This window comes from Parabacteroides caeci, from assembly GCF_023656795.1.
GTDB classification, from domain to species: Bacteria; Bacteroidota; Bacteroidia; order Bacteroidales; family Tannerellaceae; genus Parabacteroides; species Parabacteroides segnis.
The window spans coordinates 1-9720 of sequence record NZ_JAMOKT010000115.1; the positions used below are offsets into that span (position 1 = coordinate 1).

A 9720-nucleotide genomic window follows, 5' to 3' on the forward strand; every position below is an offset into this window, starting at 1 on the left:
ATAAATAAATATGTTGTTCCCAAAACACACAACTAACTGTTCACAAGTTAAATACAATTATTATACAACATAAATTGAAAGCTAACATATGGTGTCAAATGTTATATATAACATTTGATGCCCAGACCGAATTGTGTCGTGAACAGGTCCAGCGAGCTTCCCCACAATACACGTTCCCGGATAGCGGCAAGAAGGACGATGCGGTCTGTCACGTATGCCTCAAGTTCCAGGGTTATCGCGCCGCCATAGACAAACGCATCCTTGGCGAGCAGCCTCGAACCGTCATACAGTATCCTCTCGCCCCAGTTCACGGTCTCATAGCCGGCCAGTGCGGAACCGCCGACCGAGAGGAAGACCGTCTTTGTCGGATCAGACAGGAATTTCAGATAATAGCCGCCTTCTGCCGTGAACTGCGCACGGGGTACGCTCGCATCCCGATACCCATAATTCTTCATCAGATACTCGGCGCCTATGACCCAGCGGTTGGCTTTTGGGGTGTATCCGGAAACGGCAAATCCGGTATAATAATTCAAGGGGGACTTTGAGCCGTTCGCAAATCCTCCGCGCAGTTCCACGCCCTTCATCCCGGGCAGGTACCGCTGGGCGTGCGCCCGCCCTGAAAACAGGGCAAGCGACACGGCTGTAACAAAAAGGAACAGATACTTCTTCATGGCTACTTCACTTTAAGTTCGTTGATAACCCCGGCTCTCACGATGTCCTCACTTTCCACGGTGAAGGTCTGGTGTCTGCCACCGCCTTTCTCGTGCATCTCCACCATCAGCACCTTGTCCGAGGGGATGGTGAATTTGTCGAAGACGAAAACGGTGCGCCCGTCCTTTTTCCCCGCGACGGACGTTACATAGTCGTAAGCACGCAGTGGGAATATCACCTGTTCCTGAATGGCGGTACGTTTCATCAGCTTCTTGTCCACAATTTTAAAAGTCACGAAATCCACCTCATAAGGCACGTTGGACCGGTTCTTTATCTGTGTATGAAAATAAAGCAAGCCGTTGTGCGTATAGAGTCCGCGGAGCAGGTACTGGATGCCGAACGCCTTGCTTCCGATATGCTTGATGTGCCGTCTGTTGTCCTTGTGGATGGACTTCGAGATAAGGTGTACCAATTTAGGCGATTCACAGCCCAATTCCTTCAGGTAGATGTCAAGGGCGTTGTTGGGGCGGTTCACCTCACTTCCGTCATGAATGAAATCCTTCATCTCGATATTCAGCAGCAGCGGCTCTTCCGCATACTTCACATTGAAGGTGTAAAAACTTCCGCTTTCGGTAATCACGGACATGTTGGTCTCCTCACGGAAGTCCTTCACGGTGGTCTTTACACGGATGACATTCTCCGCACCGTCCGCCTTGCCTGCAATGAGGTTCGGAGAACCGAGATCCACATAACGCACCGATGACGGGAAAATGATGTGCGTGGTCTTTCCATAGGTCACTTCCAGCCCGTATGGAGGTATCATCCTGTCAAAGGTGAGTTTACGGGTCAGACCGTGATAGAGGTCTCCGTCCTCCTCTTTTTGAGGATACACTTCCTTGGCCAGTGTGACGGCATTGTTTACCGCCGCTACGCTGTCGGCTTCATTTTGGGCGAAAGCGCCCACAGTGCCCCATGCAAGGGCAAGCATTACAAAAAACTTTTTCATGTCGATTGAATTTTAATGGATTGTTATTGATCGTTGTCTTGATAAAGCATCAGGGTATAGCCTGACTTGAGATGCGCCTTCTCTTCACGCATCTTCCGGGATATGTACTGCGAGACACCTTGTATGGCACCCTTTCCGAGTTCGGAAAGCAGCTGGTCACCTGCCGACTGGTTGGTGATGGAGATGCTCGTGCCGAGATTCTGCCCCAGATTGGCGGCAACCTCCCTGACGGCGTTAGCCTCCATTGACCCCGGAATGAAGATGCCGCCCTGTCCGTCATTGTCATACACGGCAAGTTCCACGGGGATGATGGTACCGCCATATTCCACCTGAAGGATATTGACGTGAAGCCTTTCACCCTGTATGCGCCCTTCTCCGGTAAGCAGGGAGTTTTTGGGCAGGATATGCTTCCCTACACGCATTGGCTCCAGCAGTCTCATCCTCACTCCCTGACCGCTGATGACGGTCTGGTCCCCGTGGATGCAGGCCCGGATGGTATTCCTCACATTTCTCTCTTCTTTATGACCGATTGGCGTGTGGAATCTTTCCGGTTGTGCCATTCCTGTAAGCTGTATAGAATCACTGACAGGCTGCGGCAACGATGATACCACCGGTGTGGAAACCAGCCCCACGGGAACGGCTTTCGCCTTTCCGTTCCGCCCGGGACTTTCATTATCGGAACGGCTGTCCGTATTCACACTGCCATTGCCCGGCATATACCTGGCCGCAAGCTCATAGGATTTTTCCAGGAGAGCTACCTGCTCCTCGTAACCCGGCTGCGCGTTCTGTGCGGCGACCGCCTGCTTGAGTTGTTCCACCTCGGCTTTCAACGCCTCCTTCTCCGGATCTTCCTGCGGTGACTCGTAAAAGTTGCCGAGCGTCCTGTTGATGTCATTGTAGGCGGAGACGGATGAAGAACAGGCTTCATTCCTTCTGTCACCTTCACGAGAACTGCCATCCTTGGCATCCGCATCCGGTGACAATTCCACGACAGTCCCGGAGTTCCCGTCTGCCATCCCGGAGAAATCCTCCAGCGTACGCAGTTTTTCCGTCTGTTTGCGTTTCATGTCAGCCTGCTCATAGGCGGCAATCTTGTCCCCTTCTATGCCCGCTTCCCTCGGATCGGGAAGCTCGGTGTTGAATCCCGCATTTTTTTCCTCTTTCTTTTTTTCCTCTTCGGACGGTGCGAAAATGAGCCACATCGCTCCGAGGAACAGGAGGAACATCCCGGCAAAAACCAGGTATTTCCTGATTTCCAGCCTCTGTTTCAATTTATTGACGTCATTACTCATTTTCTTTCTGATTGAATCGGTTAAAAAACTCTTCCATTTCCTGCACCCTTTTATCCGGGAGTGTATCGGCAGGAACGACATCCGGAATTTCTATCGGGGGTATCTCTATGATTTCCGGCCGTACATCCTCCCGTCCGATGTCATGGATGGCACGGAAAATCATATAGAAATTTCCGATGGCAAACAGGGCAGCCAGCATGACAATTGCCGGCACTCTCTTTTCCGGGCTAAGCCCGGCACACAGCTTCCGCAGCTTTTCTTCCACGGATTCCTTGATTTTTACAAACATCTTTTTCATACATTCTGAATTTTAACGGTCATACACTCTTATATCCCTGTTCTCCACCACACGGAAGGCTTCGAGGATGAAGCCGTGCGGATTATTGTCGCTGCGGGTGGAGTTCAGCAGCCTGCCACGCGTGACGAGGCTGCGCTCGGTCACGCTCTTCTCCCTGATAATGGAGAGTTTCGCGTAGGTCACGACCTCATACGGATAGGTATGGAAATCGCACTTGACGCTGTCAATCCCTACACGCTGGTTCACGTTACCCGAAATTATCCGGTTGTAATATCCCTGCTCTGCCAGATCCACATAATGGGCATAGGCGGAACGGTCACTGAGGAACATGGCCCTCCGGATATTGCCTTCAATCGCATTCTTGTCGGGCGAGAGCGTAAAGAACAGTTCGTGGAACCGTCTGACATGCTCCCTTGCTTCCACCGGGCGGTTCTGCTCCAGGTCTTGTGAAAGGGCCAGCATCAGTGACTTGCCTTCATCCAGCACATAGATCTTCTCCCGTTGCGCTTCCGCGAAACTGTAAGCCTTCCATACGGAAAATCCCACAAGCAGGGTGCATACACACAGATAGACGATTCCGAACAGACGCAGGTGTCGGAAGCTGCTCTCGATATTTTTCAATGATTTGAATTCCATTCTGTAAATGTTTTATACTGTTATTACTTGATAAGCCTGCCGGCAATGTTTCCCACCGCCGCTCCGGCAGTCCCGGCCACCACGGAGCCTGTCTTGGATGCCGCCTGGTTCACGTTCTTTCCATAATTGCCCGCACCGCCTCCGGCCTGCACAATCCAGTTCGATACGGTCGGGATGGTGAAATACCCGATGATGCCGATAATGAGGAAAGTGATGTAAACCCCGTTTGAGCTGTCGGGGATGAAATCCGGGTCGGAAAGCTGTTCGATGTCCCTCTGCAGCATCAATATCTGGATTCTCGCCAGCACGCTGCTGAACAGGTCGCTTACGGGAAGCCACAGGTAGATACTGATGTAGCGGACGAACCACTGGCTGAGAGAAGCCTGGAAACCGTCCCAGCAGGAGATGGCAAAGGAAACGGGACCGAGTATCGAAAGCACGATCAGGAAGAATGTCCTCAGCGTGTCGATGACCAGCGCCGCCGCATTGAACAGGAGTTCCAGCAGTTCGCGGAAGAAATTCTGCACGGCCCTTTTCATGTTGTACATGGCACGGTCCACATACATTCCGCAGGCTTCTATAGCGTCAAACGCGCCCAGCTCGTCCAGCCTGTTGTCAAAAGTCTCCTTGTCGACCAGATAGGCTGTCTCGGGATTCCGTTTCATCGCCTCAGTCTCCAGCTTGTCCTTCTGCGCCCTGTACTCGTTCATGTCAAAGGTCTGCGACTCCAATATGGTATGGGTCCCTTTCACGACGGGCGAGAGGATGCTGTTCAGCGTACCCAGAACGAGTGTCGGAAAGAACATGATACAAAGCCCCAAGGCGAACGGACGCAAAAGCGGAAAGACATCCACAGGCTCGGCACGGACCAGAGCCTGCCATACACGATACGCCACATAGAAAAGCGCTCCCAAACCGGCAAGGCCTCTTGCCACACCGGTCATCTTTGAGCAGAGCGGCATCATTTCCACATACAGATTCTGTAAAATCTGATGCAGGTTGTCAAAATCTATAGCCAACAATAACATAATGAAAGCGGATTAGGAATAATTACCAATAACGTTCGTTCGGTGAGCCGTAGAGTGCCATCACGCGGTCCAGGTCGTTCCGTTTCTTGGCGCGCAGGTAGGACACCCCGATGTTCTTGTTGGTGTAATACTGTACCAGACTGCGGTTTTGCAACATGTCGTTGTAGCAGCGGTCGATGATATCCATCCTTTCCTTGTCGTTCATGGAAAGCCCGTTCTCGTTGACCACCGTCTTCAAATCGTTCAGCAGATGGGCACTTTCTTCCAGCAGTTTGGTGTACCCCAAAGCAATCGCGCTCAGTTCTTCCGGCGTAAAATACGGGTCGCTGAGCATACGCTCGAAGCTGGTGACATAGATGTCCGTGATATCGCCCACCATCAGGATGGTCTGCTGAACCTTGCGGGCATCCCGGACAAGGTTCTTGACCTTGCGAAGCCCGTCGTAATACTCCTTGCCCTGCCGGTAGATTTTCACGGTTTCCTGAAAACTATTCGCCATATTGGTGGCAGTGGAGGACGTGTGAACGATGTTCTTGGCGGCATTGATGATTCCCTGCGCCAGATTGCCCGGGTCGCTCACTACCCATTGGGCTTTCGCTGTGAGGCTGACAAGGAAACAGCCCATGCACAGCATAAGAATTTTCTTTTTCATGATGTTCCTGTTTTTAATTGTGAATAATTCTGTTAAAAGTCAGATTCCCATTTTCCGTCCTTTGGACGGCGGGTTCCGGAGGATAGGCTTGTGTACCGGTCTCGGACGGTCTACCTCTGCCACTTTTTCTTTCCCGTGTCTGAGGAATGCGAAGAATTCGTCTGCATACGGCCTGCGTCCGGTCATTCTGACGAAACGGGCGTCCAGCTCCCGGTAGGCTTTCTCCGCCTGGCACGAGCGTTCCGTCGCGGAAGCGTTCTTGTCTATGCCGTACTTGGTGAGAAAGTCAGGACTGATATGCAGTATGTCGTGGACGGCATCCGGCGAGGCCGCAATCCGTCCCAAATTCTCCAGTTCCCCATTCAGCTTTTCCAGGTAGAAATCCGGCAGACGGACATCCCCGATGCTTTCCGCTGCCTTTTCCGCATTCCTGCACAGGCGGCTTTCCAATGCCACCCCCTCGTCATATGCCGGTTCCGGTCCGGAACGGTGCAGTCTGTCAAGCCTGTCATAATCATCCGCAAGCCCGTACCTGAGTGCCACATACCGTGAGGGCGGCATAAGATACACAGCCAGGTTGCAGAGTTCCCACACGTCACTCTCTTTCCGATGGAAATCCAGAATCCGTACAGATGACCGTACTTCTTCCGGTGACGGCCGTTCCTGCTTGCTTTCAGGATATACCTTCAAGTAAGCATCCCGCATGAACGTGTGCATGGCGAGCATTCCGTGGACGGAATCGGCTTTTTCGGGATTGACATCCGCAAGCCGGCAACCGTTCTTCTCCATGAAATACGTGTTTTTCAATGCCGTCATCAATTCTGACCTGTCCGTTTCCACCGTTTTTTCCGGTGTCGGGAACAGGTGCGAGTTTGACAACAGGCAGGCAACTTGGGTAATCACATCCTCGGACTTCCTGTACCGCCTGACCAGTTCCGTCAGCTTCCGGTACTCCTTTTCCCGGACGAACTTTCTTATCTGTTTCATCACTTCCGTCAACTCCTTGAGGCGTGGCTCGTCCAGATAGCGGCGTTGCTGTTCTTTTATCCATTCTTCCATTCCCATGATTCATGATTGTTTTTCGGTTTCCATATGATTTCAATCCCTATCACTTGTTTCGCTTGCTTTCTGCCAACTGCTTGATGGCAAGTTCGATGTTGCCACCGATTCTTTCCGTAAGCCGCATAAGTTCAAGTTTCTCGGTTTCTTCAGTAGTGTAGCATATGTACTCCTCAAGTGAGACTTCCGTGGCATAGACCGCCGACTGCGTACCGCCCAGACCAATCCAGACTTCCTTGTACTTTCTGGACGGATTGTTCGCCATATTGATGGAAAGTATCTGTGCCCGCTCCTTGTCGGTCAGACCGAGCAACGCTTGGATCTCATCGAACTTGTTCATATACTTGCGCTGGTCAAGCAGAATCTTACAGTCACTATTATTAATGATGGTACCCTTGACAATCGGAGAAGAAATGATGTCCTCCACTTCCTGGGTCACGACCACGGCCTCGCCGAAAAATTTTCTGACGGTCTTGAAAAGATAGCGGATGTAATTGCTCATATTGGCGGATGCCAATGCCTTCCAGCACTCTTCGATAAGGATTATTTTCCGGATACCTTTCAACTTGCGCATCTTGGTGATAAAAGTCTCCATGATGATGATGGTGACAATCGGAAGCAGCACTTTGTTATCGCGAATGTTGTCCAGCTCAAAAACGATGAAGCGTCTGTTCAGCAAGTCCAACTGCTTGTCGGAGTTGAGCAGGAAGTCATATTCACCGCCACGGTAATAGGGTTCCAGCACATTCAGGAATCCCCATACATCAAAATCCTTCTCACGGGTTCGCTTCTCTTTCAGGATATCCTGATACTCGTCACGGATAAATTCATAGAAGGTATTGAAGGAGGGTTTTATGCTGCTGTCCCTGCGGATTTTCTCCAGAAAGAGATTGACCGCATTGGATAGCGCCACTTCCTCGGCACGTGTCGGCGGCTCGTCGTCACGCTTCCACAGGGTAAGGATAAGCGTCTTGACGGATTCTTTCTTCTCGATATCGAAAATCCCGTCTTCCACGTAAAAAGGATTGAAAGCTATCGGGTCTTTTTCTTCATAAGTGAAATAAATCCCGTCCTCGCCGTGTGTACGCGCATGGATAAGGCTGCACAGTCCCTGATAGGAGTTTCCGGTATCCACTAACAGCACATGCGCACCCTGCTCGTAATACTGGCGTACCATGTGGTTGGTGAAAAAAGATTTCCCGCTGCCCGAAGGGCCGAGGATGAATTTGTTCCGGTTGGTGATTGTGCCGTTCTTCATCGGCAGGTCGGAAATATCCAGATGGACGGGTTTTCCGGTCAGGCGGTCCACCATGCGGATGCCAAACGGAGAGAGCGAGTCCTTGTAGGAGGTTTCCCCGATGAACAGGCACAGGGCCTGCTCGATAAAGGTGTGGAAACTCTCCTCGGACGGGAAATCTCCGGCATTGCCGGGTATCGCCGCCCAGAACAGGGTCGGCACATCCACCGTGTTGTGGCGCGGTTTGGCTTCCATCAACGCCAGTTGGCTGCCCACATCGTTCTTGATGCGCTTGAGCTTTTCCCGGTCATCGCTCCATGCCATGACATTGCAGTGCGCACGGATGGAAACCAGCCCCTTGCTGTGCGCCTCGTTCAGATACTCCTCAATCCATTCGCGGTTGATCTGGTTGGAACGGCTGTAACGGGAAAGCGAGTGCATGTTCCGGGCGGTCTGCTCGAACTTCCTGAGAATCTCCGCCGAATCGTCGATGAAGAGGTACTGGTTCACGATATGGTTGCACGTGAGCAGGATGCCTATCGGTGCGGCAAAGGACAGGCGGCAGTCGCTCCGGTCTGTCGAAAGCCGTTCATACCGGCAGTCGGTGGATACGTTTGACGGCAGGTCTTCCGGATCGGAAAGCGTATGAAGGCAAAGGTAATTGTCCCCGACCTTCATTTCCCCTGCACCGAGAGACAGATCCTGCAAGCAGGTGGTGTCTTCCTGGGACATGGAAAAATATTTCTCTATGATGCCGGCTGAATTCTTGGTTCCGATAATTTCCTCATCCGTCAGGCGGATGATACGGATCAGACCGCTGTCGTTCACGATGCGCTCGAACTGCCCGCAACTTTCCATAAAACGGGTAACGGTTTCCTTGTCCTGCATCTCTTTGGGAATGATGAATCCCCGTGTAAGCGCGTTGAAACTGCTGGTTGTCCGGCTGTGCTCTTTCGTGGTCTTCGTCAGGAAAAGGTAACAGGTGTGCTGCAAGTACGGCCGTTCGTTGAAATGCCGCTCGAAACTGCGGCTCAGAAAACTCAGGTCTTCCTTGCAGATGTCCGGCCTGTAACCCTCTTCGATGAAGAAGTCCTGCTTATGCACGATGCTGTAGTTCGGCAATACCTTGACCGCCTTCGCCCAGGTGGAGTGCATGGACTCGTACTCGGCCCGTGTCAGCGTGAAGAGTTCCGGCAGTTCCACCCGGTATGCCACGGTGATGTCCGCATCCTTGCTGATGATGCAGCCGTTCTCCACGGCCAATAACGGGAACTTGCTTTCCAGCGTGGCTGTTTTCATTACGTTTTTCATGCCTTTCTGTTTTTAATAGTTGAAGAAAACAACCGGAGGAACTTTCTCCGGCTGATGATGTAGCGGGGATGGCTGCGCAGCGCATGGAGTTTCATAAGCCCCCATTCGCCGTATTTCGTGTTCATGCTGAAGGTCGCCCAGACCAGCACCAATGCGGAGATGACCCCGAAACCGATGCAGACCCACTGGCCTATGCCTGCCATGTACATGATGACGAACACCACGAACAGGGCGAGCAACCCTCCGGCAAAGATGAACAGGTACTGGCTCTTGAGTCCCTTGAACTCCGGGCTGCGACCGATTCCCTTGTTGACAGGATACTTCGCCATATTACAGGAAGAATGAACGTAAGATGGTGGCAGCCACAATCAGGAAGATACACGCACCGAACCAGCTGGCGGCGGTCTTTGAAGTGTCCGGGTCACCCGACGAGAACTTGGAATATACCTTCACGCCCCCGATAAGGCCGATAACGGCGCCGATGGCGTAGATTAGTTTCGTGTCGAGTAGGTCAGCCCCATTGCTGGGGCTTTCCCCTCTAAGAACCGTG

The 9720-nt window shown here is 52.0% G+C and carries 11 protein-coding genes; all 11 read right to left on the bottom strand.

Annotation, left to right across the window (positions count from 1 at the left end; translation table 11 throughout):
- Positions 1–101: 101 nt before the first annotated feature.
- Entirely contained in the window at positions 102–671 is a 570-nt protein-coding gene (locus NBH15_RS28400) for a conjugal transfer protein TraO (protein WP_250824139.1), read from the bottom strand.
- A gap of 2 nt (positions 672–673) precedes the next feature.
- Positions 674–1657, bottom strand: coding sequence for a conjugative transposon protein TraN (gene traN / locus NBH15_RS28405; RefSeq protein WP_005832129.1), 984 nt, complete (start codon positions 1655–1657; stop codon positions 674–676).
- 23 nt (positions 1658–1680) lie between these two features.
- Entirely contained in the window at positions 1681–2949 is a 1269-nt protein-coding gene (traM, locus tag NBH15_RS28410; RefSeq protein ID WP_005832131.1) for a conjugative transposon protein TraM, read from the bottom strand.
- The gene (locus NBH15_RS28415) at positions 2942–3247 is read right to left on the bottom strand and encodes a TraL conjugative transposon family protein (protein ID WP_008777483.1); all 306 of its coding nucleotides are present in this window, start codon (positions 3245–3247) and stop codon (positions 2942–2944) included. The genes traM and NBH15_RS28415 overlap by 8 nt, the downstream gene beginning before the upstream one ends.
- Before the next feature lie 12 nt (positions 3248–3259).
- Positions 3260–3883: a conjugative transposon protein TraK gene (gene traK / locus NBH15_RS28420; RefSeq protein ID WP_005832135.1), complete on the bottom strand. Its 624-nt coding sequence runs from the start codon at positions 3881–3883 to the stop codon at positions 3260–3262.
- Positions 3884–3906: 23 nt separating this feature from the next.
- A complete protein-coding gene (gene traJ / locus NBH15_RS28425; RefSeq protein ID WP_195326146.1) occupies positions 3907–4911 on the bottom strand; it encodes a conjugative transposon protein TraJ in 1005 nt (334 codons plus the stop codon).
- A 22-nt stretch (positions 4912–4933) separates the two neighbouring features.
- On the bottom strand, positions 4934–5563 hold the full coding sequence (locus NBH15_RS28430; protein ID WP_005832139.1) for a DUF4141 domain-containing protein: 630 nt from the start codon (positions 5561–5563) through the stop codon (positions 4934–4936).
- Between the two features lie 39 nt (positions 5564–5602).
- The gene (locus tag NBH15_RS28435) at positions 5603–6628 is read right to left on the bottom strand and encodes a hypothetical protein (RefSeq protein ID WP_120027465.1); all 1026 of its coding nucleotides are present in this window, start codon (positions 6626–6628) and stop codon (positions 5603–5605) included.
- A 43-nt stretch (positions 6629–6671) separates the two neighbouring features.
- Positions 6672–9170: a TraG family conjugative transposon ATPase gene (locus NBH15_RS28440; protein WP_005832144.1), complete on the bottom strand. Its 2499-nt coding sequence runs from the start codon at positions 9168–9170 to the stop codon at positions 6672–6674.
- A complete protein-coding gene (locus NBH15_RS28445; RefSeq protein WP_005832146.1) occupies positions 9167–9499 on the bottom strand; it encodes a DUF4133 domain-containing protein in 333 nt (110 codons plus the stop codon). The genes NBH15_RS28440 and NBH15_RS28445 overlap by 4 nt, the downstream gene beginning before the upstream one ends.
- Position 9500: 1 nt before the next feature.
- Positions 9501–9720, bottom strand: a 220-nt coding sequence (locus NBH15_RS28450) for a DUF4134 domain-containing protein (protein WP_250824140.1), incomplete at its 5' end; no start/stop codon positions are given.

What these genes read in the sequence shown, in the direction of transcription:
- NBH15_RS28400 (WP_250824139.1), bottom strand. Translation starts at nt 671, where the DNA reads ATGAAGAAGTATCTGTTCCTTTTTGTTACAGCCGTGTCGCTTGCCCTG.
- traN (WP_005832129.1), bottom strand. Translation starts at nt 1,657, where the DNA reads ATGAAAAAGTTTTTTGTAATGCTTGCCCTTGCATGGGGCACTGTGGGC.
- traM (WP_005832131.1), bottom strand. Translation starts at nt 2,949, where the DNA reads ATGAGTAATGACGTCAATAAATTGAAACAGAGGCTGGAAATCAGGAAA.
- NBH15_RS28415 (WP_008777483.1), bottom strand. Translation starts at nt 3,247, where the DNA reads ATGAAAAAGATGTTTGTAAAAATCAAGGAATCCGTGGAAGAAAAGCTG.
- traK (WP_005832135.1), bottom strand. Translation starts at nt 3,883, where the DNA reads ATGGAATTCAAATCATTGAAAAATATCGAGAGCAGCTTCCGACACCTG.
- traJ (WP_195326146.1), bottom strand. Translation starts at nt 4,911, where the DNA reads ATGTTATTGTTGGCTATAGATTTTGACAACCTGCATCAGATTTTACAG.
- NBH15_RS28430 (WP_005832139.1), bottom strand. Translation starts at nt 5,563, where the DNA reads ATGAAAAAGAAAATTCTTATGCTGTGCATGGGCTGTTTCCTTGTCAGC.
- NBH15_RS28435 (WP_120027465.1), bottom strand. Translation starts at nt 6,628, where the DNA reads ATGGGAATGGAAGAATGGATAAAAGAACAGCAACGCCGCTATCTGGAC.
- NBH15_RS28440 (WP_005832144.1), bottom strand. Translation starts at nt 9,170, where the DNA reads ATGAAAAACGTAATGAAAACAGCCACGCTGGAAAGCAAGTTCCCGTTA.
- NBH15_RS28445 (WP_005832146.1), bottom strand. Translation starts at nt 9,499, where the DNA reads ATGGCGAAGTATCCTGTCAACAAGGGAATCGGTCGCAGCCCGGAGTTC.